This is a genomic window from Aquirufa originis (assembly GCF_042714495.1).
Classification (GTDB): Bacteria; Bacteroidota; Bacteroidia; order Cytophagales; family Spirosomataceae; genus Aquirufa; species Aquirufa originis.
This window is the reverse complement of record NZ_JBBKXY010000001.1, coordinates 1180586-1206233: the sequence shown is the minus strand read 5'-3', so window position 1 is coordinate 1206233 and position 25648 is coordinate 1180586. Positions and strand designations below refer to the sequence as shown.

Sequence of the window (25648 nt, the reverse complement as noted above, 5' to 3'; positions counted from 1 at the left end):
ATACAGAAAAAACATTTATGAGTAAAACTCTTAAGAAAGCCGCTAAGCAAGTCGATGCGTCTGAGGAAATAGTGAGCTGGGTGGTAAAAGGCATGCAGGATAAAAAAGCACAAGAAATTACGGTGCTAGATTTACGTAAAGTGGATAACGCATTCACAGACTTTTTTGTGATATGCTCCGGTACATCAGATACGCAGATCGATGCGATCGCTGATTCAGTGGATAAAGAAGTGTGGGAGTCAGGAAAAATTCATGTGCATGCAGTAGAAGGTAAAGCGAATCGCGAATGGATTTTGATGGACTATTACGATGTAATTGTGCACGTATTTTTAAAAGAAAAACGTTCTTTCTTTAAATTAGAAGAACTGTGGGGAGACGCTAAGTTTACCGTTATTCCAGATTAATTTTATTTTCGATTTATAGAACCTTTGCACCTAACAAGGTGTTTAATGCCCAACAATAAAAATCAAAATGGCGAAACAAGGGAACAATTTTAAAAATGCAAAGCGCTCTGGCTTACAACCTAGAATGCCTAAAAAACCAGTAGGAGGATTCCAAAGCTGGATGGTCGTAGGTCTAGTGATTGCCGTGATCAGTCTATTTTTCTTTTCAAAGGAAACGACGTTGCAGCCCATTACCATCAAGCAATTTGAATCCATGTTGATTCAGAAAGAGGTAGAAAAGGTCATTATTGTTAATGATAAAATTGTCGAGGTTAGTTTAAAATCGACGTTTATTCCAAAGTATTTCAAGAAAAATACGACTCAGAAATTAGTTCCTGCGGCTCAGGTTCCTCACTTTGAATTTGAGATCAATTCGAAAGAAAGCTTTGAGCGCTTCTTAGAAGATCGCCAAAAAACCTTCCCGCGTAATGAACAAATCATGGCTTCCCCAGAGACGAGAACTGGTCCATTGGACTGGTTAGGTACTTGGGGTTTCTTTATTTTGATGGGTCTAAGTTTCTATTTCTTATTCTTCAGAATGGGTGGTGGAGCTGGGGGCGGTGGCCAAATTTTCAACATCGGTCGCTCACGTGCCACTTTAATTGAAGGGGAATCGAAAGTAAAGATTACGTTCAATGATGTAGCCGGTTTAGATGAAGCAAAAGAAGAGATTCAAGAGATTGTTGAGTTCTTAAAATTCCCTAAAAAGTTCACTGATTTAGGGGGTAAAATTCCGAAGGGAGCCTTATTAGTAGGCCCTCCAGGTACGGGTAAAACCTTGCTAGCGAAAGCAGTGGCAGGGGAAGCTGGCGTTCCATTCTTCTCTTTATCTGGTTCTGATTTTGTAGAGATGTTTGTGGGTGTAGGTGCAGCTCGTGTGCGTGATTTGTTTAAGCAAGCAAAGGAAAAAGCACCTTGTATTATCTTTATTGATGAGATTGATGCAGTAGGCCGTTCTCGAGGACGTGGCTCTATGCCAGGTGGTAATGATGAACGTGAAAATACCTTGAACTCTCTTTTAGTGGAGATGGATGGTTTTGCAACAGATTCAGGAATTATCATTATGGCGGCTACAAACCGTCCTGATGTATTGGATCCTGCTTTATTGCGCCCAGGTCGTTTCGATCGCCAAATCTCGATTGACAAACCCGATATCATTGGGCGTGAAGCTATTTTCAAGGTGCACTTAAAGCCATTGAAATTAGCGGCTGATACAGACCCTAAAGAATTAGCGGCTCAGACTCCTGGTTTTGCAGGTGCTGAGATTGCCAATGTGTGTAACGAGGCGGCTTTAATCGCTGCTCGTCGTTCTAAGACAGCGGTGGATATGAATGACTTCCAAGAGGCGATGGATCGCGTGATTGGTGGTTTAGAGAAGAAAAACAAGTTAATCTCTCCAGAAGAGAAGAAAATTGTTGCGTTCCACGAAGCAGGACACGCGATTGCAGGCTGGTTCTTAGAACATGCAAACCCATTAGTGAAAGTGTCGATTGTCCCTCGTGGGGTGGCGGCATTAGGTTACGCACAATACTTGCCTAAAGAGCAATTTTTGTACCGTACGGAGCAATTGATGGATGAGATGTGTGTGACTTTAGGTGGTCGGGCTGCGGAGGAGATTGTCTTTGGTAAGATCTCAACAGGAGCACAAAACGACTTAGAGCGTATCACGAAATTAGCCTACTCGATGGTGACCATTTATGGTATGAACGAGAAATTAGGCAATATCTCTTATTATGATTCTAAAGGATCGGAGTACCAGTTTAATAAGCCTTATTCGGAAACCACGGCACGTGAAATTGATGAGGAGGTTCGTAAAATCATCAAGGAGGCTTATGATCGCACGAAGAAATTGTTGAAATCGAAGCAAGATAAATTGACGATTTTAGCTGAGCAATTATTGCAAAAAGAGGTGTTATTTCAAAGCGATTTAGAGGCACTCGTAGGTCCTCGTCCTTTTGAGCAATTAACCTCTTACCAAGAGTTTATCAAGGGTGAGACCGAGAAAAAACGCAAGGTGGCGAAAGATGAGCGTGATTTAGCAGAAGAGAAAAAGAATGCCCCTAAGAAAGCCCCTGTGGCTAAAAAGGCGGAGGTGGTAGCGAAAGCGCCTGCTAAAAAGCCTGCGGCTAAAAAGGCACCAGTTAAAAAGCCGACAGCTGCTAAAGACGTGGCCGCAAAGCCGAGAGCAAGAAAACCTAAATCAACAGGTACTGATAGTTAATTAATTGGGGCGCCTAACAATCGCCCCATTTTTTTGATATGATTCACATTAATCTGACATCCGGGAAAAAAGTATATTTCGCCTCTGATTTTCATTTAGGTTTTCCGGATGAAAAGACATCCAGAGAGCGGGAGAAAGCCTTGGTTTCTTGGTTAGATCAGGTGCAGTCTGATGCCCAGGATTTATTTCTGTTGGGTGATTTATTTGATTTTTGGTTCGAATATAAAACAGCAGTTCCGCGCGGTTTTGTTCGCTTTTTAGGCAAATTGTCAGCCCTGGCTGATCAAGGAATTGCTATTCATATTTTTGTGGGAAATCACGATTTGTGGATGTGGGATTATTTAGAGCGGGAACTAGGCGCTAAGATTTACAGAGAGCCTCATGACTTAAAAATTACAACGTCTAACAAGTCATTTCAATTGCACGTTGGTCACGGGGATGGATTGGGACCTGGAGATACTGGATACAAGATTTTGAAGAAAGTATTCACGAATCGATTAGCGCAATGGCTGTTTGGTTTCTTGCATCCGAATATGGGGATAAGTCTGGCGAATTTTTGGTCATCAACTCGTAAGGAAAGTACGATGACGAAAGGCGAGCAAGCCTTTGATCCGGAGACCGATTACATTTTATCTTATGTGAGCGAAACAGCTGCGTCGAAGCCAGTTGTTGAGGCATTCGTTTTTGGCCATCGACATCATCCTATTGCTTATCCGCTACCAGGTGGCGCGACTTATTACAATCTAGGGGATTGGTTTAATCCTCATTTCAAGAATGCTTATTATCTCCAAATTGATGAAAATAAAATCAACTTTATTCATTTTAACGCTTCTAGCGTTTAATACGTTTGCGCAGAAATCGACTGAACAATGGCGTCCTGCCATCCACTTTACTCCCAAGAAAAATTGGACAAATGACCCCAATGGTTTGATCTACATTAATGGGAATTACCATCTCTTTTATCAGCACAATCCTAAAGGAAACGAATGGGGAAACATGAGTTGGGGACATGCGAAAAGCAAAGACTTGTTGCATTGGGAGGAATTGCCGGTTGCGATTCCGAATGGTAAAGAATATATCTTCTCTGGTTGTGTGGTCTTTGATAAAGAACATGTATCTGGTTTAGGAGATCCTAATAAGCCTTTATTAATTGCCATTTATACAGCAGATTACCCGAATACATTGCAAGAACAGCATTTGGCCTATTCAAATGATGAAGGATTGACTTGGACAAAATATGCTCAAAATCCGGTTTTAAGTATCAATCTGAAAGATTTTAGAGATCCGAATATTATATACCACAGTCCATCAAAGCAATTTGTAATGACGGTCGTAAAACCATGGGAATATACTGCGCAGTTTTATGGTTCTAAAGATTTGATTCATTGGAATTTGTTAAGTGAATTCGGTCCACAGGGTGATGTGGATATGATTTGGGAATGTCCATCCTTACTAGAGTTACCTGTGGAGAATTCGAAAGAAACAAAATGGGTCTTAGCTTTATCTAGTCAAGGCCCTTATAAGAAAGCGGTGGGGATGCAGTATTTTGTTGGAAATTTTGATGGAAAAACCTTTACGAATGACGCACCAAAAGAGCAGGTAAACTATGTCGATTATGGTCGTGATTTTTATGCGGCGATTCCTTTTTATAACACGGTAAATAAAGAGGCATTTTGGTTAGGTTGGATGTTAAGCTGGTCTTATGGAAAAGAGCAGCCGACCTTTCCTTGGAAAGGCCAAATGTCCCTTGCTAGAACACTTTCATTAGTACATACTTCGCAAGGTTTAAAATTAAGACAAGTGTTGAAGCCTGATTTGACGAAACAAAAACCGAGCTATGAAGCGAAAAATTTGGTTCTCAAAGGCAGCAAGACTTTATCCGGCATGAAGTTTCTCCAGGATAAAACGTATGTGATTGAACTTAAAGTGGATGCAACGAATGCGAAACAATGGGGTATAGAACTGGGTGATGAGGCGAAGGAGAATCCAGAATTAACACGTATCGGTTTCGATGAGAAGAGTCAAGATTGGTTCATCGATCGACGATTGAGCGGCGAAATTCCAGCCCCAGGTTTTGATATGATTCAATCTGCCCCTTTTATTCCCGGGGAAGAGAAAGTGTTGCAACTCGTGGTAGATCATTCTACCTTAGAGTTGTTGGCTCAGGATGGTTTGGTAGCAATCAGCTCGTTACGTTTCCCTCAGAAAAAAGAGACGGTTCGTTTAGTATCGTATGGAGGTGAACTCAGGATAAAGGAATTGCGTATTTGGGAGGTTAAATAGGGATTTTTTACTATCTTCGATTGCTTTTTAATTAACCAAGAAACATATGTCGCAATTTCATACACGCTTAGAGGTCATGACTGAATTGGCCAAAAACATGGACTCCTATGTGAAGGATTATTTAGTCCCGATCGAGACCAACTGGCAGCCAGCGGACATGTTACCTAATTCTACGAAGGATTCTTTCTTTGCTGATGTGAAAGCTTTGCAAGAGGCGGCTAATGAATTGCCTTATGATTATTGGGCTGTTTTAGTGGGTGATACCATTACGGAAGAAGCTTTACCTACGTATGAATCTTGGTTGTTAGCAATGGATTCGGTTAATCAGGTAGACCAAAACGATGGTTGGACTCGTTGGATTCGCAACTGGACCGCAGAGGAAAATCGTCATGGAAATCTATTAGGTACCTATCTGTATCTATCTGGAAAGGTGGATATGAAAGCAGTAGCTGTTTCCACTCAGTACTTAATTGCAGATGGATTCGACATCGGAACATCGGCTGATCCGTATCGCAATTTCGTTTATACTTCGTTTCAAGAATTAGCGACCAATATTTCACATCGTCGCACAGCTTCTTTAGCCAAGCAACACGGTAACTCTCTTTTATCTCGTATGTGTGCGCAAATCGCCGCAGATGAGTTACGTCACCACAAAGCATACCGTGCTTTCGTTTCGGAAATCTTTACACTAGATCCGAATGAAATGATGCTTGCCTTTGCAGATATGATGAAAAAGAAGATTGTAATGCCTGCTCATTTCTTGCGGGAGATCAATGGTGCGAAGAGCTCTTTATTCGAACATTTCTCTGATGCGGCACAACGTTTAGGCGTGTATACGACAAACGATTATGTGACGATTATGAAGGGTTTAATCAGCGACTGGAATATTGAAAACATGACAGGTCTGAATGAATCAGCAGAGAAAGCGCGTGATTACGTAGCCAATTTGCCAGCCCGTTTAGAAAAATTAGCGGATCGAGTTAAGGTGCCAGAATTAGCGTATCCTTTCTCCTGGATTGCTTAATCAATTATGTCTAAGAAATTATCGATGGATGAGCTGAATAGGCTCGATGTGTCCACTTATAAAAGCACGGAAAAGTTTCCCTATGTGATCGTTTTAGATGACATTAGAAGCATGAATAACATTGGCTCCGCCTTTCGGACGGGAGATGCATTTAAATGTGCTGCCATTCATTTGTGCGGAATCACGGCTCAGCCTCCGCACCGGGAAATTTCAAAAACGGCCTTAGGAGCAGATGAATCAGTAGACTGGGTCTATTTTGAGGATGGTGCTTCCAGTCGTCAAGCTTTACGTGCTGCAGGATATCAAATCGTTTGTGTGGAACAGGTTCAAGGTTCTGTTTCCTTAGAAAAATTCAAACCGGTAAAAGATCAAAAATATGCCTTTGTCTTTGGTAATGAAGTATTTGGGGTGGATGATGAATGGATTCAAGAGGCGGATTTTAGCTTAGAAATACCTCAGTTTGGCACGAAACATTCCCTAAATGTGTCTGTGAGTATGGGGGTCGTTATCTGGGATTTTGTGTCCAAAATCATCGCTTAATTTCATTCATCCTTTTTATTTTGCGTTCATCCTTTTACCAGGATTCGAACGCATTTTTTGTTTAAATTCGTTACGTTAATTTTAATCTATGATACTTTCTATACAGAATGTGGTGAAGCGTTATGCGGATCACACAGCGTTAGCAGGAGTGAGCTTGGAGATTCCTAAAGGTCAAATTTTTGGGCTTTTGGGCCCCAATGGAGCCGGCAAAACATCCCTTATTCGAATCATTAATCAAATCACTGCACCGGATGAGGGGCAAGTGTTGTTTGATGGTGAGCATTTGCAGCCTAAACACGTAGAACAAATCGGTTATTTGCCTGAAGAGCGTGGTTTGTATAAGAAAATGAAGGTCGGTGATCAGCTGATGTATTTAGCGCAGTTAAAGGGCCTTTCTAAGGCTGAGGCGCTAAGTAGATTGAAAGATTGGTTCATTCGATTGGATATAAAGGATTGGTGGAATAAGCCGGTGGATGATTTGTCCAAAGGAATGCAACAAAAGACCCAGTTCATTGCGACGGTCGTGCACGAGCCTAAATTGTTGATTCTAGATGAGCCTTTTTCGGGTTTTGATCCGATTAATGCGAATATGTTGAAGGATGAAATATTGGGCTTAAAGGAACGCGGAACAACCATTTTGTTCTCTACTCACCGGATGGAATCTGTCGAGGAGTTGTGCGATAGTATCGCCTTGATTAATCATTCCCAAGTAGTGTTGACCGGAGAGAAAGATGAGGTGAGAAATCGCTTTAAAAAACATGCCTATGAGGTGAGGTATTCAGGGGATTTAGGTGAATCTAAGGCCTATGAAATTATTTCCAAAGCGCCCGAAAACAACAGTGCAATCATCAAATTAGCGCAGCCAGATCAGACGAATCAAGCGATAGCGTCCTTGATCAAGCAAGTTGATTTATTCGAATTCAAGGAGGTGATTCCCTCGTTTAATGACATATTTATTCAAGTAGTAGGAGAAACGAAATAAGCGATGAACAAAATATTATTAGTGATTCAGCGGGAGTATTTGACCCGCATTCAAAAGAAATCCTTCTGGATAGCCTCATTACTAGGTCCTATCCTAATTACAGCGATTTATGCGGTACCTATTTGGTTAGCTACGCAGGACAAAGAGGTGAAGCGAATCGAAATTTTGGATGAGAGTGGTTTGTTTCAAACATCGGACTTAGTGGATAAAGAAGTGGAATTCAAGCTCGTTAACAAGCCTGTTTCGGATTTGAAAAGTTCTTTTACCAAAGAGGGGTATACCGCTTTTGTGCACTTGCCTAAAGACCTGCTAACCCATTCAAAAGACATCAAAATCTATTCAGAGAAGAATTTAAGTCTTCCATTGAAGTCTTCGATTGAGCGGGTTATCGAGAAAAAGGTACGCGCAATTTTAATGAAGAACGCGGGTATAGCCATGAAGGTGTATGAAAATACCCAAATAGAAGTAAGCAGTGAGACCATCACCGTTTCAGAAAAGGGTGACGAGACAAGTTCTTCTTCGGGTGGTGCGATGATCCTAGCAGGTGTGATGGGAATGTTGCTTTACATCACCTTATTATTGTACGGTTCACAAGTGATGAATGGAGTAATTGAAGAGAAGAGTAGTCGAATTATTGAGGTGATTATTTCCTCCATAAAGCCGTATCAGTTAATGTTAGGTAAGATTTTAGGCGTGGGGATGGTGGGGTTAACACAGTTTTTATTGTGGATTGTGTTGACAATTGGCCTGTCTCAAGCGGCCTCTACTTTCTATGCTGCGAGTCCTGTGAAACAGAAGGTAGAGCAAATAAAAAAAGTAGATCCGGAAGTGGCGAAGAAAATGGATGATGCTTCACCTATGGCAGAGGTTACGAAAGTGATTGAAAGTACGAATATCCCCCTAGTGGTAGGCGGATTTTTATTCTATTTCTTGTTCGGTTATTTGCTGTATAGTTCCCTTTTTGCTGCCATTGGTAGTGCGGTGGAAAGCACGGCTGAAGCCCAGCAATTTACTTTTATTGTGATGCTTCCGATTATTTTAGCTTTCATTATGGCGCAATTTACGATGCAGGATCCGGATAGTACTATGGCTTTTTGGGCTTCTATGATTCCTTTTACATCGCCTATTAATATGATGGTGCGCTTGCCTTATGGTGTTCCGATGTGGGAATTAGCCACCTCTATGATCTTGTTAGTGGTAGGTTTCTTAGGTTGCAGCTGGATTTCAGCCCGTATTTACCGGGTGGGAATCTTAATGTACGGGAAGAAAATTACGGTCAAAGAGATGGCCAAATGGCTCTTTTATAAAGGTTAATTAAGTAGTTAGCCAAATATCTAATTCTTCGGGTTTGAACCCAGCAAAACATCTGTTATTCAAGACGAAAATTGGTCGCTTGATGGCAGATGTTTTTTCTTGTAAAAAGGTAAATACATTCAGATTTGTCTTTTCTGCGTCACTTAATTGACGGTAGGTGCTTCCCTGCTTGTTTAACACCGTTTCTTCGCCTAATTGCTCGATGAAATAGCGCAATTGGGCGGCTTCGATGCCACTTTTCTTGTAATTGTGGAAGGCAAAGGGAATCCCTTTTTCGTTTAAATAGTCAAACGCTTTTTTCATCGTATTGCAGGCAGGAATTCCGTAAATTGTAAGCATCTTATTGATTTTGGTGGTATTTTTGTAGACTAAGACAAATTTAATACAAAACATCGTATGGAGTATAGAATTGAAAAAGATACTATGGGTAAGGTGCAAGTGCCTGCTCACGTTTATTGGGGTGCTCAAACGCAACGTTCGATTGAGAATTTTCCGATTGCACAGGATATTAATAAAATGCCCAAAGAGATCATTAGAGCCTTTGCTTACCTAAAGAAAGCAGCTGCCATCACGAACTTTGAGGCAGGCGTCTTAGAAGAGGCGAAAAAGAACCTAATTGGTCAAGTATGTGATGAAATCCTAGGTGGACAATGGGCAGACCAGTTCCCTTTAGTGGTTTGGCAAACAGGTTCCGGGACTCAATCTAACATGAATTGTAATGAGGTGATCGCTTACCGCGCTCACGTTTTGCAGGGCGGAAATTTGCTAGATGAACAGAAATTTGTACACCCCAATGACGATGTGAATAAGTCTCAATCGTCGAACGATACGTTCCCAACGGCGATGCACATCGCTGCCTATCAATCGCTTGTGGAGGTAACGATTCCAGGTATTACGAAGTTGAGAGATACCTTGGCTGCCAAAGCAAAAGCCTTCAAAAACGTAGTCAAAATCGGTCGTACGCACTTTATGGATGCGACTCCTTTGACCCTAGGCCAAGAATTTTCTGGTTATGTGTCGCAATTAGATCATGGTTTACGTGCGATTAACAACAGCCTTGCACACCTTTCAGAGCTTGCTTTAGGAGGTACTGCGGTAGGAACAGGTATTAATACGCCTAAAGGTTATTCAGAGAACGTAGCAAAGCATATCGCTGCATTGACAGGATTGCCTTTTGTAACGGCTGAGAACAAGTTTGAGGCCTTAGCCGCACACGATGCAATTGTAGAGGCTCACGGAGCTTTAAAGACGGTTGCAGTTAGTTTAATGAAGATTGGTAACGATGTTCGTATGCTTTCATCTGGTCCTCGTTCGGGTATTGGGGAGATTTATATTCCTGATAACGAGCCTGGGTCTTCTATTATGCCTGGTAAGGTGAATCCAACGCAATGCGAAGCGATGACGATGGTTGCAGCGCAGGTGATGGGTAATGACGTAGCAATCGGAATTGGTGGCTCCAATGGCCATTTCGAGCTAAACGTTTTCAAACCAGTGATGATCTATAACTTCTTACATTCAGCTCGTTTAATTGGGGATGTGTGTGTCGCATTTAATGATAAATGTGCGGTAGGTATCGAACCACTTCACGATAACATTAAGAAGCACGTGAATAACTCCTTGATGTTAGTAACCGCATTGAATACGAAGATCGGATACTACAAAGCAGCGGAGATTGCACAGACAGCTCATAAAAATGGCTCTACGCTTAAGGAAACAGCGATTTCTTTAGGTTATTTAACTGCCGAAGAGTTCGATGCTTGGGTAAAGCCTGAGAATATGGTAGGCGAGATCAATCTATAAGTAGAGAAAAAATACGCGATTCTCGTCGCGAATGCATAAAAAAGGCCTGTACGCGATGTATAGGCCTTTTTTATTGAATAAACCAGGGGTTTAAGCCATTTCCCTTAATTCTAGACTATAAAACTCGTTAGGGAAGGGGAAGCTGGCTGCGATATCTTCGGCCTCTTCTAAGCCAGGCAAAATCAGCGTGACGATCTGAGAAATTTCTCCTCCATCAATTTGTTGGATCAGTCGGCTGTCCAATTTTCCACTCTGATTTAGCGCCTGTAATTCACCTGAAAATTTCTGGAAAAGCATGTCCGAATAAGTCGATTTTAAGCCCTTTAACCAGGTGCGAATTTGGTCTAATTCTGCCTCCGATGCTAAGCTAGATTCGCTAGAAATACCGGCTACTGGACCTCGAATGATGAACACAAATCGCTTCATTATAAATTGTATTATTTTTATATGTTAGAATTCAGACTGAAATTTATCGAAAGGATTTTCTTTCGGAATTTTAGGTACTGGATTCGATTTTTCTTTAGGTGCGGCCTTTGCTTTCGGTAGGAAAGGGGAGAGCCATTCGTCTAATTGACGCAGCGCATCCTTCTCTAAAGAGTAGTAAATAAAGACTCCGTTTCTGCGAGTACTCACTAATCCAGCATCCTTTAAAACAGATAAATGCCTGGAGATAGTAGGGGCGGCGTACTCAAATTGATCAAATATAGCGGTAGCAGGAAGTTCTCCTTCCTTCAATAGTTCGATGATTTTCCTTCTGGACTCATCCCCTAAAGCTTTTGCTATGTTCTCTACAGCCATGCTATTATTTGATATTTAGCTAAGTTAATATATAGAATGGATATCTCCAAATCAGGTTATTGATAAGCTATTTAGCGGTCGCACTAATTAATTAGCAGAATAAACAATTAATAATTAGCGATAATGTAAAGTACAAATTAAGCAAATAGCGATATAGCTAATTAATAAGATTAGAGATTATAGAGTATAGGGAAGAGATTGTAAATGGTGAATGGTGAATGGTGAATGGTGGATGGGCGTACTCCTCCGGACTCATTCCCTCCGGACTGTCTATTGTCGACTGTCAACTGCCTACTGTCAACTGCCTACTGAGTCACATACACCCTCTTCACTCGTTCACTGATATTTGTCATCAGTTCGTAAGGGATAGTTTCTGCTTGTTTGGCTAATTCGTATAATTGTATTTTTCCGCCAAAGGCTATGGCGGTATCTTCGACAGAAATGTCTGGAAATTGACTAATATCGACCATGCACATGTCCATGCAAATGGAGCCAACGGTAGGGCATAAATGACCCTTTATTTCGAAGCTTCCTTTACCCATTCCCAGGGCTCTAGAATAGCCGTCAGCATAGCCAATGGCGAGGGTAGCAATGCGTCCAGAACCGGCTAATTTACCACTTCTTCCGTAGCCAATTGTCTCTTCTGGAGCGATGTTTTTGATCTGAGAGATAGATGTTTTTAAGGTTAATACGTTCTCAATCTTGTTTTTTACGTTTGGATTGCCTGTAATTCCATACAAACTGATGCCCAAACGGACCATATCTAGTCGGGCTGAAGGGTAATTTTGGATGGCAGCGGAGTTTGCGATGTGCTTGATTGTTTGATAACCGAGACTTGATTCGATTTTGGATGCTGCTGAATTGAATCTTTTTATCTGTTCTTCTGTAAAATCTGCGTGTTGTGGGTTATCTGCTGCCGCTAAATGGCTTAAGATGCTGGCTACCCATAGATGGGGCATTTGAGCTAAATTTTCGCTTAATTCAGCGATTTCAGATGCTTCAAAACCAAGGCGTTTCATCCCTGTATCTAATTTGATATGGATTTTGATGTTTTTGCCTTGTTGCATTCCATATTCGTCGATGGCTTTGAGTAGTTCTAAGCTATAGATTTCGGGTTCTAATCCATTTTCGGTTAGCTTATCGAATTCCTCTATTTGTGGATTCATGACCATAATTGGGACGAAAATGCCGTGTTTACGTAAGTAAACGCCTTCGTCTGTATAAGCTACGGTGAGGTAATCGACACCGCTGTTTTGGAGTAAGGTGGCAATTTCGATGGCGCCTGTGCCGTAGGCAAAGGCTTTGACCATCACCATTAATTTAGTTTCTGGTCCAATGTCCTTTTTAAAATAAGCTAGATTATGCTGTAAGGCATCTAGGTTCACCTCTAATTGCGTTCGATGGGTCTTATTTTCTAAGTTATGAACGAGTTTTTCGAAGTTGAATTTACGCGCACCTTTTAGCAATATTTGGCTCGTGTTGATGGTATTCAATAGTCCGGAAGAAATAAGGTCTTCCGGACTGTGAAATACATCTATTTGATCGAAATTGGCTTTATTTCTTATAATTTGATCACCTATACCAATCATTCGATCGATTTTTTGGTGACGAACTAGGGCCGCAATGGTCGTATATAATTCTTTTTCAGGGATGCCTGTTTCGAGGAAATCACTGAGGATTAAGACACTTTTCTTTTGTTTGTTTTTCTTTAAGAGAGGTAATGCGAGGCGAAGTCCATCCAGGTCGTTGTTATAGGAATCATCGATTAGGGTATTCCCGCGCAAACCTTCTTTCATTTCTAATCGCATCGATACGGGTTTTAATGTCCGAGCTTTTAGACTTAATATATCGCGGTTAAGGCCTAAAATGGAGGCCATAATGAGGCAATGGGTGCTGTTTTCGAGTGATGCTTCATCATTAAAGTCGATGGAACTATCGATGAAAGTTTCGCTTTGAGCTGCTTTGATCACTTTGATTTGGGCTGTTTTACCTTTTGTTTGCCAAAAAGTGAACAAGCCTTTATCTGGGCTAATCGTATTCCATCCGATCAATTCACACGAAGGATTAATTTCCTGCATTATTTGCTTGATGGGATCTTCTTGCAGATTAGTGACGCGATAGACGAGTTTTTTCGCTCTTTTAAAGAGTTGTAGTTTTTCTCTAAGCTTCTCTTCATCTGAGGAGAAATTAGAGCCGTGTGCCTCACCAAAATGCGTAAAGATGCCATAGTCAGGCTTCAGCATCGCTTCGATTTTGTCCATTTCCCCTTTTTGAGAAATACCCGCTTCGAAAATGCCCAAGTTGTGCTTCTCCTGCATCGCCCAGAGGGAGAGGGGAACACCAATTTGGGAATTAAAACTCTTAGGACTTTTAACTACAGTAAACGCATGATTGCAAAGTGTAGCAAGCCATTCCTTGCAGATGGTTTTACCATTCGAGCCTGTGATTCCGATGACAGGATATTGAAATTGTGCCCGGTGTTGCTGGGCTATTTCTTGCAAGGTAGCGATGCTGTTTTCAACGACATAAATGTTCGTTTGCTCCCAGTTAGCAGCCTTTTCTGCGATTGGGCCGTGCCAAGCGGATTCTTCGACAATAAACTCCCGAACTCCTTTAGCATACAGCGATTCTACATATTGATGGCCATCGTGGTGTAGCCCGTTTACCGCAAAAAAGGCGGTTTTAGAAGGCTCATATATCTGGCGACTATCTAAACTCAAGAAGCTGGCACGCAGATGGGCAGGGTTTTTATGCTGAATCATAAATCTAAAATACAAAAAGGCGAGGAATGTTTCCTCGCCTTCTGCAATTTTATCTGAAATTCCGGTGTTTTTAAGCCTCTAAAGCAGCTACACCTGGTAAAGTTTTACCTTCCATATATTCTAATAAAGCGCCACCGCCCGTAGAAACGTAGCTTACGCGATCTCCATAACCTGCGTTATTAACTGCAGAAGCTGAATCGCCACCTCCGATAAGAGAGAACGCTCCGTTTTCTTCCGTTGCTTTTACTACTGCATCTGCAATGGCGTTTGTACCAATTGCGAAGTTTGAGAATTCAAATACGCCCATTGGGCCGTTCCAAAGGATTGTTTTTGATTTTGCGATCGTTTCTTGGAATAAGGCGATCGACTTAGGGCCAATGTCTAATCCTTCCCAACCGTCAGGAATTTCGCCGCGCTCTACCGTTTGACGGTTTGCGTTATTGCTGAAATCGTCTGCACAAACGTTGTCTAAAGGCATAATTAAATTCACACCTTTGGCCTTCGCTTTTTCGATCAATTGTTTCGCTAATTCTACTTTATCAGGCTCACAGATCGATTTACCAATCTTTCCGCCTTCTGCTAAAGAGAAAGTATAAGTCATACCACCGCCGATGATCAAGTTATCTACTTTGTCCAAAAGACGTTCGATAATCAAGATTTTATCAGAGATTTTCGATCCACCCATGATCGCCGTAAACGGACGCTCAGAGTATTCAAGAATCTTTTGTGCGTTATCTAATTCCGCTTGCATCACATATCCACTCACTTTATCAGTGAAGAATTGTCCGATCACAGCAGTTGAAGCGTGTGCACGGTGAGCAGTTCCAAATGCGTCATTAACCCAAACATTGCCCAAACGAGCTAGTTTTTGCGCAAAATCAACATCCCCTTTTTCCTCTTCCTTGTAGAAACGAAGGTTTTCTAGAAGCAAGATTTCGCCTGCTTGTAAACCGTTCGCTAATTCAACAGCCTCATCTGAGATGCAATCAGTGGCAAATTTTACTTTCACGCCAAAAACCAATGACAAAGGTGTCACCAAGTGTTTCAACGAATATTTTTCAGTAGGACCATCTTTCGGACGACCTAGGTGAGACATTAACACAACCGATCCACCGTCTTTCAAAATCTTTTGAATCGTAGGAATCGTCGCCTTGATTCGGGTATCATCTGTAATTTCGAAACGCTCATTCAATGGAACGTTGAAATCAACACGTACTAGCGCTTTTTTACCAGCAAAATTGAAATTAGCAACAGTTTGCATATTTTTGTTTTGATTTATGAATAAAAAGATAATCCCCTAAAAAGGTAGACAAAGATAAACAATAATGACGAATGATCGAAAAATTGAGGTAGAATTGTCTGCAACCTATTATTGGGATCATTTTAGCTACATTCTGCGTTATATTGATCGGCATTATCTGCCCCTTTTACAAGAAAAGGAAATAGCATTTTTTAAAGATTTTTCTGAACTAACTTTCGCCGCTCAATGCTTGTATTTGCGTTTAGCATCGCGTCGTTCGGCTTGTTTTCGGATGGAGAAGTTGAATTATCCAGAAATAGGGGACTTAGCGACTCCGTTGCATGTTTTGCGCAGGTCCGGTTTTTTAGTAGATATCTCCGAAGGAGTAGAATCGATATTTACGAAGCAGGAATGTGTTTCTTTGGCCAAAAAACAAGGTGTCAAAATCCCTAGCTCTGCCTCTAAAGAAGAGGCTGCGGCACTCGTTTCATCAGCTGATTTAATCGCTGCGTTTTCTTCTGGCGTGGTTGCTCCAGCGAGAGTGGAGGTGTTTGCGTTCATTCAGTTCTTGTTTTTTGGGACTCGATCTCGGGATTTAACAGACTTCGTGGTGCGTGATTTAGGGCACCGTGCCTTCGTGAAAGTTCAAGAAGAAGACTTAAAACCCTATTTTCAAACTAGGGAAGAGGCGGAACAAAAGTGGGCCATTTCGATGTGGAGGGAATGGTTTTATACGACCACCGTAAATGCAGATGAGGTGCTGGCTTCCTGGCGAGTGCATATGTTGCCCTTGGCTTCTTCTTTGTTAGAGCCATCGATTCGCGCATTTGAGAAGACTTGTTATGCTTTAGGGCGTTTATTAGAGCGCGAAAAGGCCTATTTAGAAGCTTTGGAAGTATATGAGGTTTCTTTAACGGGTGCCTCGCTAGAGCGGAGAGTGCGCGTTTTGCAGAAAATGGGGGAGTTAGACGAAGCCATTGCTTGGGCTCGGGTGGGATTGGAAGTGTGTGTTTCGCCAACGGAGATTCATTTTTTCGAAGATTTTCTGGCCAAACAAGCCTCCAAAAAATCCATCAAACAAGTGACTGCCTCGCTGAAGCAGGCTGAATTAATTGAAATATCACCGGAATACATCGGTCAAGTGGAAGCCGGTGTGGTGGCCCATTTTCAGGCAGAAGGCTATTATGCGGCTTTTACAGAGAACCAGATTTGGCGTAATTTCTTGGGTCTTTTCGCTTGGGATTTGATTTTCGCGGATCGTAAAGAAGGTTTTCACCACCCTTTTCAATGGGCTCCGAGTCACTATGGAAAAGAAAGTTTTGCAGGGGAATTGCCCTTGCATTTGTTGCAAGATCGAGTCGGTTTATTAGCTCTTTTACGCTCCCGTGCTGAGGCAAATCAAGGGGCGATGAATCCTTTAGTGGATTGGTATTCCCTGGATTTCGATCTGATGGAGCGGTTTTTGCAAGTGATGCCTCCAGATGGGTTAGCAGCAATATCTCAATACTTATGGGAACATTTAGGCACACATGTGAAGGGCTTCCCTGATTTATTTATCCAAAAAGGCGATGAATTTGCCTTTGTCGAAGTGAAGTCTCCTAATGACCATTTATCCGCTATTCAGCATTTTTGGCATGATTTTATGCGGAGGAATGGGGTGGGGGTGAGGTTGGTGCGGTTGAAATATATTAGTCCGGAGGGAGGGAGTCCGGAGGTAAAATAGCAAATTTCAAAGAGCAAAGTTCAAAGTTGGAATCGCCTGCGGCGATGGTATAGTAGTGCGGCCTCCGGCCTTTATTTCCTTCGGACTCATTCCCTCCGGACTGCCCACTGCCGACTAGCCACTGCCCACTTTCCACTGCCCACAGAAATAAATTCTGTTAAAAACTTGACATCCTTTCAAAAATAAGATACGTTTATAACGAATCTAAAACGTTCTTTTTTCTGTCAGCTTTGCTAAGATTCCCAAAGCGTGTTTCACCATTAAATTTTAAGCTTATGAAAGTGCAAGTTCACGCGATCCACTTTACTGCGGACCGCAAATTGGTAGAAAGCATTCAAGAAAAGTTAAACAAGTTAGATACCTTTTATGACCGAATAACCGGAGGTGAGGTGTTCCTGAAAGTGGCGAAAAGTCTAGGAAAGGTAAAGGAGAAAATGTTAGAAATTAAGATCACGGTCCCCGGGGCGGTATTATTTGTCAAAGAAACAGCAAAATCATTTGAAGAGGCATTAGACTTAGCGTTAAATGCCATCGCAGAACAGATCAAGCGATTTAAATCGAAAAACAATTCCGTAAAGGCGCTTCGAGCAGAGGATTTGGAGAACGAGGAATTTTAGAAAAAAATAAAGCTCTAAACTAAAAAAGGCGACCGAAGGTCGCCTTTTTTCATATCAAGGTAATCAAGATTAGATTCCGAATGCAGACTTAACCGCATCTACATAGTCTAATTTTTCCCAAGTGAATAATTCCACTTCTTTGCTTACTTTTTGACCGTTAGGGCCAGTGAATTCTTTCGTAACGATTTCATTCTTACGTCCCATGTGGCCATAAGCTGCCGTCTCAGAATAGATCGGGTTACGTAATTTCAAACGTTGCTCGATGAAATAAGGACGCATATCGAAGATAGCTTCTACTTTACGGGCGATTTCGCCGTCTGTCATATCCACTTTGGCAGTACCATACGTATCAATGAATAGACCACAAGGTTTAGCTACACCAATCGCATAAGAAACTTGTACTAATACTTGGTCACATAAACCAGCAGCAACTAAGTTTTTCGCGATATGACGTGTTGCGTAGGCAGCTGAACGGTCTACTTTGGAAGGATCCTTTCCAGAGAATGCTCCACCACCGTGAGCACCTTTTCCACCATAGGTATCTACGATGATCTTACGGCCTGTTAAGCCTGTATCTCCGTGTGGACCACCGATCACGAATTTACCTGTTGGGTTAATGTGGTACGTGATCGCATCGTTGAATAAAGCTTGCAATTCAGGCTTCAATTTAGCCTTCACGCGAGGGATAACTATTTCAACGATGTCCTTGTTGATTTTTGCTAACATTTCTGCTTCTGACGCGAAATCATCGTGCTGAGTGGAAACAACGATCGTGTCGATGCGTTGAGGTACGTGATTATCACTGTATTCGATCGTTACCTGCGATTTTGCATCAGGACGAAGGTATCCGATTAACGATGGTTCGTTATTGCGGATAGCGGAAAGTTCTTGTAAAATTTTGTGAGCTAAGTCTAAGGCCAAAGGCATATAGTTGTCAGTCTCCTTCGTAGCGAAACCGAACATCATTCCTTGGTCACCCGCACCTTGCTCTTCTGGGTTCTTGCGATCAACACCTTGGTTGATATCCGCTGATTGCTCGTGAATCGCAGATAAAATACCGCAAGAGTTTGCCTCAAACATATATTCTGACTTCGTATAACCAATCTTGCGAATGACTTCACGAGTGATGGCTTGCACGTCTAAATACGTTGTTGTGTTCACCTCTCCAGCTAAAACTACTTGACCTGTCGTTACAAGTGTTTCGCAAGCTACTTTAGAAGTGGGGTCAAAGGCCATGAAATGGTCAATTAACGCATCAGAGATTTGATCAGCTACTTTATCTGGGTGTCCTTCAGAAACCGATTCAGAGGTGAATAGATAAGCCATGGGCGAATATTATTTGTTTTGAGATTAAAATCAGGGCAAAAATACGATTATTCCAAGGAACCCGCAAGTTCCATTCATTTAATTTTTGACCGGTAAATAGTTTTCAGTGCGGCTCTTACAAAGGGTAAAGTAGGTACGGACCACATCAAGCGAAGGTCTTCCTTCCAGGAGGTTTCTTCTTGTAAAAACTTCAACAGGAGTCTAGGTTTATTGTTGTAAAAAAGGCTTTCAAAGACTTTTGAGCCGGCTATTTTTTGATCGATCAGGACTTGCAGGAAGACTTCATCTAGCCAAATCTTCCAAGGACTAACAGGAATAACAAGTGTGGCAGATGGGCCTTTTTCAAGCGCTGCTACGAGGTCTTTGCAGAATTTTTGGGTTCTGTAAAAGCTATAGCCTGTTGTGGATTTTACGAAGCCACCGCTTGTGCCAATTTTAAGGTGTTTTTCATATAAATTGGCCGGTTTATTCGGATTATTTCGCATTGGAATCACTCCGCTTTCTTCCTCTTTCAATAGATAATCATCCTCTGTCAGTCCATAATAAGCGAAAAGATAGGATTTGATTTTGTCTCGGTAATAATCAGGCTCTCGTAAGGTGCCAGAGAAAAAAGTGTATTCAAATAAGGCTTTGCGAGGGCTGGTAGGAAGTACATACATAAACTCACATTCCTTGCCAAAAGCCACACGGAAGTCAAATAAGTGCGCCGCATCCGTTTCGAAGTTATTAAAATTGCATTCGACCACCCAACCTAAAAAATGTTGCTTGAGGTGTTTGGAATTAGCGTTATCGCAAGGGAATGGGCTAAAACTATCAATGATTTTTTCCGAAGCATAAAAGGTGCCTTCAGAGGTGTTAACACAAGATCCCAATCCTTGGAAGCCGATTGATTCAATTTCAGCCTGCAAGTAGTGGATGTTAGGGTGTTTAGCGAGTTCCGCTTCTATGTGCGAAAACCACGTATGACCGTTAATCTTATGATAAGTATACGGCTCGATCGAAATCTTCAATGACGATGGTCTGGCGCTATGGAAATAGAGAGAGTCCCAGGATTTTTCTGCCAAAGCATCAAATTCAGACGGCACATCCGACCAATAACAAAAGGTTTGTTCGTTTCGAACGCCCCGATCAATGATCAAGATTCGCTTGTTGCTGAGACTACTTTGGCCTACATAATAGGCAAAAGATAAACCGGCCATTCCCCCACCTGCCAGGATGAAATCGTATTCTCGATAGGCTGGGCCGGGTAATTGCATAAACTAGATGTGCTTTTCCGCGTGGTAACTCGAACGAACTAGGGCTCCGGATTCAACGTAGGCTAACCCGCGTTTCAAGCCTTCCTCTTTGTACATCGCAAAAGTGTCTGGGTGGATCCACTCGATGACCTCGTGGTGCATTTTCGTGGGTTGTAGGTATTGTCCCAAAGTCAACACATCTAAACCATTTTCAACCAAATCATCCATCGCTTTCAACACCTCGTCTTGGGTTTCGCCTAGACCGAGCATGATTCCTGATTTGTTTCTTTTGCCAAACTCTTTTGTCCGCTTGATTTGCTCTAAACTACGCGCATATTTTGCTTGAGGCCGAACGTAGCGGTACAAACGTTCCACCGTTTCCATGTTGTGAGAAACGACTTCTTGACCGCCTTCGATCATACGAATCAAGGCATCCCAATTCGCTTTTACATCTGGAATCAAGGTTTCGATGGTCGTAGCAGGGGTGGTTTCTTTGACTGCTCGAACAGTTTGGTACCAAATTTCTGCTCCTTTATCTTTCAATTCGTCGCGATTCACCGAGGTGATTACGGCGTGCTTTACCTGCATCAATTTGATGGCATCTGCCACGCGGCGCGGTTCGTCCTCATCGTATTCGTTTGGACGGCCGGTGGCTACTGCGCAGAAGGTGCAAGAGCGCGTGCAGACATTGCCTAAAATCATAAAGGTCGCCGTGCCTTCGCCCCAGCATTCTCCCATATTAGGGCAATTGCCGGATTGGCAAATCGTATGCAATTTGTATTCATCTACAATCTTGCGAACGTTCGTATATTTTTCGCCAATAGGCAATTTAACGCGTAACCAATCTGGTTTGCGAGAATTAGCGGCAGGGCTTACTTGAGGTAATTCAATCATCTTTTTTCTATTTACTTTTTCCAAAGAAAAAGGTCACATAACCCGTCGTATAAACAGAGCGAGGGGCTGTTTGGTTTAAAATTTCAACTGGCTGGCTAAAATAGTCCACTATAAAACCGGTTTCTAAGGACAGGTAATTTTGTTTTAAGGTTTCAAATTTAAATTCTAAAGCTGTTTTTAGGTGCCAGCCTGGAATAAATTTGGCTTCAGATAAGCCAGAAAAGAAACTGCCTTCGCCACTGATAATGGACTTATTATAGCTGTTGTCTAGGGCTTTTGCCATAGGTACAGATGTGGTCAACGATTTACCTCCTGCGTCCGTGTAGACTATATCAACAAAATAGGGTTTTTGAATACCAATAGTAGGCCCTGTTGCGATTCGACCATTTAAACTCGTTCCTCCATCAGACGATTGTTTTAATAATCTCCATTGGCGGCCGTATTCAGGCCTGAAATTAAGTAGGTAATTTAATTTTCCTTCTACATAGGTCTTGCCATTATAGGAGAAGGGGGAGTCGAATTCGCGGTAATCTTTCGTATTGGTTAAGTCCATGTTCACGAAAGAGCGGTTCTTGAAGGTTTTCAAGAAGCTAAACCCACCTAAAATACCGGAGTTGGTATTGGTATTTATGCCAAATCCCCAAGATGAAGATTGCGTTTGGATTTCTTTTTTCTGGGGTGTTGCTGATTTTCTTTGGCCCATTACGAATAATGGTACCCCTAAAATCACCCACAAGAAAAAAAATCTAGGCATTCAAGTACGGTTTAATTTCGTCCACGGAAATATCCCAATGCGTAGCAGAATACGGGCAAGCGCCTTTATCAATCACTAACACTTGAGGAGATTGGTGTTCAACAGCGAATTGTTCCGCAATTTGGCCTGAAATAGGTCTGTAGGCGATTAAATCCAAATAATAGGCGGGTGTATTTTCTGAATCCCAGGCTCTTTCAAAGCGATTTAATGCAGTCGATGAGATCGAACAACGTGTACTGTGTTTGAAAATAACCACCGGTTTTTCCTGCGATTTTTCCACAATTTCCGTCAGTTGTTTCTCGTCCGTCAAGGGTATCCAATTCATATTCACCTGCCTTTTTCGTAATTTTAACAATTCAACATCAAATTTAGTAAAAAATGAGGGTTTGCCTCTATTCTTTTGTCTTGTTTTTATATCGGGGACTGATTCGATTCGCAGCTTTGTTTCAATCAAAAGCGGCGTTGATGAATGAGGGCCAAAATCAGGTTTGGGCCGGTCTTGAGCAGCATTTCAAAACGAATAAAAAGCCAGTAGCTTGGTTTCACACTGCTTCGATGGGGGAATTTGAGCAGGGAAGACCTATTATCGAATCCTATAGACAGGAGAATCCTGGCCATTTTATATTAGTTACGTTCTTCTCACCATCAGGATATGAAGTGCGAAAAAACTATACTGGAGCGGATTATGTGAGTTATTTGCCTTTGGATGGCTACTTCAATAGTGCGCGTTTCTTGGATTTAGTGAAGCCTTCGTTGGCGGTGTTTGTGAAGTATGAGTTTTGGCATTATTACTTGACTAGTTTAAAAAAGAGGAGAGTTCCTACCATTTTAGTTTCTGCGATTTTTCGCCCTAATCAGGTATTTTTCCGCTGGTATGGTGGTTTTTACCGTCGCTTATTGGATTGTTTTACCCACCTTTTCGTGCAAGACCGGTCATCAGCGGATTTGTTGCAGCGGTCTAATGTGACGGTGGCGGGGGATACGCGATTTGATCGTGTGTTGGACACGTTACGTCATCCGGTATCTTGGGATTTATTAACAACGTTTTTAGATAATACAGAATTTATGGTAGTGGGTTCTGCGTGGCAGGCCGATATGGAGGTGTTGATTCCACTGATTAATTCGAAGAAATACCCTTTTAAATGGGTTATTGCGCCGCACGAAATTCATTCAGAGGAATTGAAATCCTGGGAAGAAAAGATTGAATTGCCGGTAACTTATTCCCAAGGTCCTGCGCGCGAAAAGGCCGATGTTCTTTTTGTGAACGAGGTAGGACGTTTAGCAAATCTATACCGAGGGGCTTCGTTTGCTTACATTGGAGGTGCTTTTGGAGATGGTTTGCATAATACGTTGGAGGCGGCGGTCTTTGGACCAACGGTCTTCTTTGGCAATAAAAATTACTTGAAATTTCGGGAGGCTCGGGATTTAATCGAATTAGGATTAGCTTTTCCGATTGCCACTACGGAAGAATTAGATCAGGCGATGCGTGTGATATATGATGTGGACGATGTTTTTGTGAACAAACAAGTACAATCGCGTGCTTTCGTACAATTACAAGCAGGGGCGACAGGAATAATCAGTGAATTTGTGCGTAATTTAGCAATCGATGGAAGGAAGTAAAGGCTTAATTATGCGTTCAACCGGATCTTGGTACGAAATTCGTTCTGAGTCAGGAAAGGTCTTTAAAGGACGTTTGAAAGGTAAATTTAAGCTAAAAGGACCTAAAACATCGAATCCCATTACTGTAGGCGACCGCGTCATTTATGCTGTGGAAGATGAGGCAAACGAGACCGTGGTCATCGAAGAAATCATCCCTCGCACGAATTACATCATCCGAAAATCCGTTCATAAAACAGGTCAGGGCCAATTAATGGCTGCGAATGTGGACCAAGCCATCTTCGTGATGACCTTGAAATCACCTAAAACCTCTTTGGGTTTTTTGGACCGATTTTTAGTCACTGCCGAGGCATTTCGAATCCCAGTGACTATCGTGTTTAACAAAATGGATTTATTGAATGAGGAGGAAGAAGACCAGATTTTTGAATATGCCGCACTCTACCAAGAATTAGGCTATGGCATCTTGTTTACCTCTATTCCCAGCAGCCAAGGCGTCGATGAATTCAAGGCGATGTTTGCCGGAAAGGTATCGCTTTTAGCAGGCCACTCGGGTGTAGGGAAATCCAGTTTATTGAATTTGGTTTCTCCTCATTTGAATATCAAAGTGAAGGAGATTTCGGATTTTGCCCAAAAAGGCGTCCACACCACCACCTATTCCACGATGTGGGAACTGGGGCCAGAGACCTATTTAATCGATAGCCCCGGCATCAATGAATTAGGCGTGATGGAGATCGAGAAAGAAGAATTATCGCATTATTTTCCCGAAATGCGTGCGCTGATAGGTGAATGTAAATTCAATAACTGCTTGCATATTTCAGAGCCGTCTTGTGCCGTTTTAAAGGCCTTTGAGGCGGGAGATATTGCACATAGTCGCTATTTGAGTTATTTGAGTATTTTTGAGAACAACGACAACCGTCGCTAAACCTATGGAAAAATCCTATGTATGGGGCATCGATTTAGGGGGAACCAAAATCGAATGTGCCGTATTGTCTGCCGCTGATTTAACGCAAGTCATTGCCCGTGAACGTATCGATACAGAGGCATCGAAAGGCTACGAGCATATCATTTCACAAGTAGCCCGTTTAGTTTCCCGCGTCTCCGAGCAGCTGGGTGTTGCACCTACACGAATCGGTTTTGCCACTCCAGGCGTCTTGAATCCAGCTACCCAAACGATGAAAAACTGCAACACGACCTCCATGAATGGTCGTCCGATGGCAGCTGATTTAACCAAAGCCTTAGGCGTGGAAGTCCGTCTCGCCAATGATGCGAATTGCTTTGCGTTAGCAGAAACCCATTTGGGTGCGGTGCAGGACGTGAATCCGAAGGCGGAAGTCGTTTTTGGAATCATCATGGGAACCGGTGTGGGCGGCGGATTAGTCGTTCACGGTCAAGTGATTAATGGCTTGCATGGCATCGGTGGGGAATGGGGACACAACATTCTGGAAGAAGGCGGCAAAGCGTGCTATTGCGGTAAATCAGGTTGTGTTGAACATGTTATCTCTGGACCCGCTTTAGAGGAATTCTATTTATCTGAATCTGGTCAAAAACTACGCATGCCACAAATCCTGCAAGCCCATCTCGCCGGAACAGACATGCACGCCTCAGCTACTATCGAGCGGATGCTGGAGAATTTCGGTCGTGCCGTTTCGACTTTAATTAACGTCTTAGACCCTCAAGTCATCGTCATCGGTGGCGGTGTAGGAAATATCGATTTGCTGTATACCGAAGGAATCGAACGAATCAAAAAGTATATTTTCAATTCAAGAGAGGTATTGACGCCTATTGTGAAGCCTAAGTTGGGTGATTCGGCAGGGGTTTTTGGGGCGGCGTTGTTGTTCCAGTAAGATCTGCTTGCGAAAACAATTTCAAAATTGGGCTGCGCCATAATTTTCGAAATTGTTTTCCCAATTCAGATCTACAGCAATCAAAACTTGCTCTTTGGTTAACTCAAAAGGTATAATTTCTAAAATCCCTCAACTAAACTACCCTCAGCTAAAAATTGCTTGCGAAAAGGAGTCGTCCTGCGGACTTGGTCATCGCTTCGCGATTTAGTCGTCCTGCGGACTTGGTCATCG

General features: G+C 42.3%; 24 protein-coding genes. 14 read left to right on the top strand and 10 right to left on the bottom strand.

Annotated features, from left to right (window positions below; translation table 11 throughout):
- Positions 1-17 precede the first annotated feature (17 nt).
- The 8 genes from rsfS to SKC35_RS05275 all read left to right on the top strand — a co-directional run bounded on the left by rsfS (position 18) and on the right by SKC35_RS05275 (position 8807).
- Positions 18-404: a ribosome silencing factor gene (gene rsfS / locus SKC35_RS05310; RefSeq protein ID WP_130896969.1), complete on the top strand. Its 387-nt coding sequence runs from the start codon at positions 18-20 to the stop codon at positions 402-404.
- 67 nt (positions 405-471) lie between these two features.
- A complete protein-coding gene (gene ftsH / locus SKC35_RS05305) occupies positions 472-2664 on the top strand; it encodes an ATP-dependent zinc metalloprotease FtsH (RefSeq protein WP_377978383.1) in 2193 nt (730 codons plus the stop codon).
- A gap of 38 nt (positions 2665-2702) precedes the next feature.
- Positions 2703-3506 carry a UDP-2,3-diacylglucosamine diphosphatase gene (locus tag SKC35_RS05300; protein WP_377978382.1) on the top strand — a complete coding sequence of 268 codons (804 nt, stop codon included), beginning with the start codon at positions 2703-2705 and terminating at the stop codon, positions 3504-3506.
- Complete coding sequence (locus SKC35_RS05295; RefSeq protein ID WP_377978381.1) at positions 3460-4947, top strand: glycoside hydrolase family 32 protein; 1488 nt, start codon at positions 3460-3462, stop codon at positions 4945-4947. Before SKC35_RS05300 ends, SKC35_RS05295 begins: the two co-directional genes overlap by 47 nt.
- A gap of 46 nt (positions 4948-4993) precedes the next feature.
- A complete protein-coding gene (locus tag SKC35_RS05290; RefSeq protein WP_377978380.1) occupies positions 4994-5971 on the top strand; it encodes an acyl-ACP desaturase in 978 nt (325 codons plus the stop codon).
- Between the two features lie 6 nt (positions 5972-5977).
- On the top strand, positions 5978-6511 hold the full coding sequence (locus SKC35_RS05285) for a TrmH family RNA methyltransferase (RefSeq protein WP_377978379.1): 534 nt from the start codon (positions 5978-5980) through the stop codon (positions 6509-6511).
- Positions 6512-6599: 88 nt separating this feature from the next.
- The gene (locus tag SKC35_RS05280) at positions 6600-7493 is read left to right on the top strand and encodes an ABC transporter ATP-binding protein (protein WP_377978378.1); all 894 of its coding nucleotides are present in this window, start codon (positions 6600-6602) and stop codon (positions 7491-7493) included.
- Between the two features lie 3 nt (positions 7494-7496).
- The gene (locus SKC35_RS05275) at positions 7497-8807 is read left to right on the top strand and encodes an ABC transporter permease (RefSeq protein ID WP_377978377.1); all 1311 of its coding nucleotides are present in this window, start codon (positions 7497-7499) and stop codon (positions 8805-8807) included.
- Here SKC35_RS05275 and SKC35_RS05270 read toward each other — a convergent pair whose 3' ends face one another.
- A complete protein-coding gene (locus SKC35_RS05270) occupies positions 8808-9146 on the bottom strand; it encodes a Spx/MgsR family RNA polymerase-binding regulatory protein (RefSeq protein ID WP_377978376.1) in 339 nt (112 codons plus the stop codon).
- A 57-nt stretch (positions 9147-9203) separates the two neighbouring features.
- On the opposite strand from SKC35_RS05270, the gene fumC reads away from it, so the two are divergent.
- Positions 9204-10607 (top strand): class II fumarate hydratase, encoded by a 1404-nt coding sequence (gene fumC / locus SKC35_RS05265; protein ID WP_377978375.1) that lies wholly within the window; start codon positions 9204-9206, stop codon positions 10605-10607.
- A 90-nt stretch (positions 10608-10697) separates the two neighbouring features.
- Here fumC and SKC35_RS05260 read toward each other — a convergent pair whose 3' ends face one another.
- The 4 genes from SKC35_RS05260 to SKC35_RS05245 form a co-directional block, all read right to left on the bottom strand.
- Positions 10698-11033 (bottom strand): hypothetical protein, encoded by a 336-nt coding sequence (locus SKC35_RS05260; RefSeq protein ID WP_377978374.1) that lies wholly within the window; start codon positions 11031-11033, stop codon positions 10698-10700.
- A gap of 24 nt (positions 11034-11057) precedes the next feature.
- Positions 11058-11405 (bottom strand): ArsR/SmtB family transcription factor, encoded by a 348-nt coding sequence (locus SKC35_RS05255; RefSeq protein ID WP_130923098.1) that lies wholly within the window; start codon positions 11403-11405, stop codon positions 11058-11060.
- Between the two features lie 305 nt (positions 11406-11710).
- Complete coding sequence (locus SKC35_RS05250) at positions 11711-14167, bottom strand: bifunctional UDP-N-acetylmuramoyl-tripeptide:D-alanyl-D-alanine ligase/alanine racemase (protein WP_377978373.1); 2457 nt, start codon at positions 14165-14167, stop codon at positions 11711-11713.
- A 70-nt stretch (positions 14168-14237) separates the two neighbouring features.
- Positions 14238-15428 carry a phosphoglycerate kinase gene (locus tag SKC35_RS05245; RefSeq protein WP_377978372.1) on the bottom strand — a complete coding sequence of 397 codons (1191 nt, stop codon included), beginning with the start codon at positions 15426-15428 and terminating at the stop codon, positions 14238-14240.
- Positions 15429-15492: 64 nt separating this feature from the next.
- On the opposite strand from SKC35_RS05245, the gene SKC35_RS05240 reads away from it, so the two are divergent.
- Positions 15493-17130, top strand: a complete 1638-nt coding sequence (locus tag SKC35_RS05240) for a VRR-NUC domain-containing protein (protein WP_377978371.1) — start codon at positions 15493-15495, stop codon at positions 17128-17130.
- A 275-nt stretch (positions 17131-17405) separates the two neighbouring features.
- Positions 17406-17747: an HPF/RaiA family ribosome-associated protein gene (locus SKC35_RS05235; RefSeq protein ID WP_377978370.1), complete on the top strand. Its 342-nt coding sequence runs from the start codon at positions 17406-17408 to the stop codon at positions 17745-17747.
- Between the two features lie 69 nt (positions 17748-17816).
- On the opposite strand, the gene metK is transcribed toward SKC35_RS05235, so the two are convergent.
- The 5 genes from metK to ytxJ all read right to left on the bottom strand — a co-directional run bounded on the left by metK (position 17817) and on the right by ytxJ (position 22281).
- Positions 17817-19073, bottom strand: a complete 1257-nt coding sequence (gene metK, locus SKC35_RS05230; protein ID WP_377978369.1) for a methionine adenosyltransferase — start codon at positions 19071-19073, stop codon at positions 17817-17819.
- 74 nt (positions 19074-19147) lie between these two features.
- Positions 19148-20329 carry a lycopene cyclase family protein gene (locus tag SKC35_RS05225; protein WP_377978368.1) on the bottom strand — a complete coding sequence of 394 codons (1182 nt, stop codon included), beginning with the start codon at positions 20327-20329 and terminating at the stop codon, positions 19148-19150.
- 3 nt (positions 20330-20332) lie between these two features.
- Positions 20333-21202: a lipoyl synthase gene (gene lipA, locus SKC35_RS05220; protein WP_223130949.1), complete on the bottom strand. Its 870-nt coding sequence runs from the start codon at positions 21200-21202 to the stop codon at positions 20333-20335.
- 7 nt (positions 21203-21209) lie between these two features.
- On the bottom strand, positions 21210-21956 hold the full coding sequence (locus SKC35_RS05215) for a hypothetical protein (protein WP_377978367.1): 747 nt from the start codon (positions 21954-21956) through the stop codon (positions 21210-21212).
- Positions 21949-22281, bottom strand: coding sequence for a bacillithiol system redox-active protein YtxJ (gene ytxJ / locus SKC35_RS05210; RefSeq protein WP_377978366.1), 333 nt, complete (start codon positions 22279-22281; stop codon positions 21949-21951). The genes SKC35_RS05215 and ytxJ overlap by 8 nt, the downstream gene beginning before the upstream one ends.
- 53 nt (positions 22282-22334) lie before the next feature.
- Between ytxJ and SKC35_RS05205 the strand changes: the two genes are divergently transcribed.
- The 3 genes from SKC35_RS05205 to SKC35_RS05195 are packed head-to-tail and all read left to right on the top strand — an operon-like array spanning position 22335 to position 25417.
- Complete coding sequence (locus SKC35_RS05205; protein WP_377978365.1) at positions 22335-23576, top strand: 3-deoxy-D-manno-octulosonic acid transferase; 1242 nt, start codon at positions 22335-22337, stop codon at positions 23574-23576.
- Positions 23563-24495 carry a ribosome small subunit-dependent GTPase A gene (gene rsgA / locus SKC35_RS05200; protein ID WP_377978364.1) on the top strand — a complete coding sequence of 311 codons (933 nt, stop codon included), beginning with the start codon at positions 23563-23565 and terminating at the stop codon, positions 24493-24495. The genes SKC35_RS05205 and rsgA overlap by 14 nt, the downstream gene beginning before the upstream one ends.
- 4 nt (positions 24496-24499) lie before the next feature.
- Positions 24500-25417 carry an ROK family protein gene (locus SKC35_RS05195; RefSeq protein ID WP_377978363.1) on the top strand — a complete coding sequence of 306 codons (918 nt, stop codon included), beginning with the start codon at positions 24500-24502 and terminating at the stop codon, positions 25415-25417.
- Positions 25418-25648 lie beyond the last annotated feature (231 nt).

What these genes read in the sequence shown, in the direction of transcription:
- rsfS (WP_130896969.1), top strand. Translation starts at nt 18, where the DNA reads ATGAGTAAAACTCTTAAGAAAGCCGCTAAGCAAGTCGATGCGTCTGAG.
- ftsH (WP_377978383.1), top strand. Translation starts at nt 472, where the DNA reads ATGGCGAAACAAGGGAACAATTTTAAAAATGCAAAGCGCTCTGGCTTA.
- SKC35_RS05300 (WP_377978382.1), top strand. Translation starts at nt 2,703, where the DNA reads ATGATTCACATTAATCTGACATCCGGGAAAAAAGTATATTTCGCCTCT.
- SKC35_RS05295 (WP_377978381.1), top strand. Translation starts at nt 3,460, where the DNA reads ATGAAAATAAAATCAACTTTATTCATTTTAACGCTTCTAGCGTTTAAT.
- SKC35_RS05290 (WP_377978380.1), top strand. Translation starts at nt 4,994, where the DNA reads ATGTCGCAATTTCATACACGCTTAGAGGTCATGACTGAATTGGCCAAA.
- SKC35_RS05285 (WP_377978379.1), top strand. Translation starts at nt 5,978, where the DNA reads ATGTCTAAGAAATTATCGATGGATGAGCTGAATAGGCTCGATGTGTCC.
- SKC35_RS05280 (WP_377978378.1), top strand. Translation starts at nt 6,600, where the DNA reads ATGATACTTTCTATACAGAATGTGGTGAAGCGTTATGCGGATCACACA.
- SKC35_RS05275 (WP_377978377.1), top strand. Translation starts at nt 7,497, where the DNA reads ATGAACAAAATATTATTAGTGATTCAGCGGGAGTATTTGACCCGCATT.
- SKC35_RS05270 (WP_377978376.1), bottom strand. Translation starts at nt 9,146, where the DNA reads ATGCTTACAATTTACGGAATTCCTGCCTGCAATACGATGAAAAAAGCG.
- fumC (WP_377978375.1), top strand. Translation starts at nt 9,204, where the DNA reads ATGGAGTATAGAATTGAAAAAGATACTATGGGTAAGGTGCAAGTGCCT.
- SKC35_RS05260 (WP_377978374.1), bottom strand. Translation starts at nt 11,033, where the DNA reads ATGAAGCGATTTGTGTTCATCATTCGAGGTCCAGTAGCCGGTATTTCT.
- SKC35_RS05255 (WP_130923098.1), bottom strand. Translation starts at nt 11,405, where the DNA reads ATGGCTGTAGAGAACATAGCAAAAGCTTTAGGGGATGAGTCCAGAAGG.
- SKC35_RS05250 (WP_377978373.1), bottom strand. Translation starts at nt 14,167, where the DNA reads ATGATTCAGCATAAAAACCCTGCCCATCTGCGTGCCAGCTTCTTGAGT.
- SKC35_RS05245 (WP_377978372.1), bottom strand. Translation starts at nt 15,428, where the DNA reads ATGCAAACTGTTGCTAATTTCAATTTTGCTGGTAAAAAAGCGCTAGTA.
- SKC35_RS05240 (WP_377978371.1), top strand. Translation starts at nt 15,493, where the DNA reads ATGACGAATGATCGAAAAATTGAGGTAGAATTGTCTGCAACCTATTAT.
- SKC35_RS05235 (WP_377978370.1), top strand. Translation starts at nt 17,406, where the DNA reads ATGAAAGTGCAAGTTCACGCGATCCACTTTACTGCGGACCGCAAATTG.
- metK (WP_377978369.1), bottom strand. Translation starts at nt 19,073, where the DNA reads ATGGCTTATCTATTCACCTCTGAATCGGTTTCTGAAGGACACCCAGAT.
- SKC35_RS05225 (WP_377978368.1), bottom strand. Translation starts at nt 20,329, where the DNA reads ATGCAATTACCCGGCCCAGCCTATCGAGAATACGATTTCATCCTGGCA.
- lipA (WP_223130949.1), bottom strand. Translation starts at nt 21,202, where the DNA reads ATGATTGAATTACCTCAAGTAAGCCCTGCCGCTAATTCTCGCAAACCA.
- SKC35_RS05215 (WP_377978367.1), bottom strand. Translation starts at nt 21,956, where the DNA reads ATGCCTAGATTTTTTTTCTTGTGGGTGATTTTAGGGGTACCATTATTC.
- ytxJ (WP_377978366.1), bottom strand. Translation starts at nt 22,281, where the DNA reads ATGAATTGGATACCCTTGACGGACGAGAAACAACTGACGGAAATTGTG.
- SKC35_RS05205 (WP_377978365.1), top strand. Translation starts at nt 22,335, where the DNA reads ATGAGGGTTTGCCTCTATTCTTTTGTCTTGTTTTTATATCGGGGACTG.
- rsgA (WP_377978364.1), top strand. Translation starts at nt 23,563, where the DNA reads ATGGAAGGAAGTAAAGGCTTAATTATGCGTTCAACCGGATCTTGGTAC.
- SKC35_RS05195 (WP_377978363.1), top strand. Translation starts at nt 24,500, where the DNA reads ATGGAAAAATCCTATGTATGGGGCATCGATTTAGGGGGAACCAAAATC.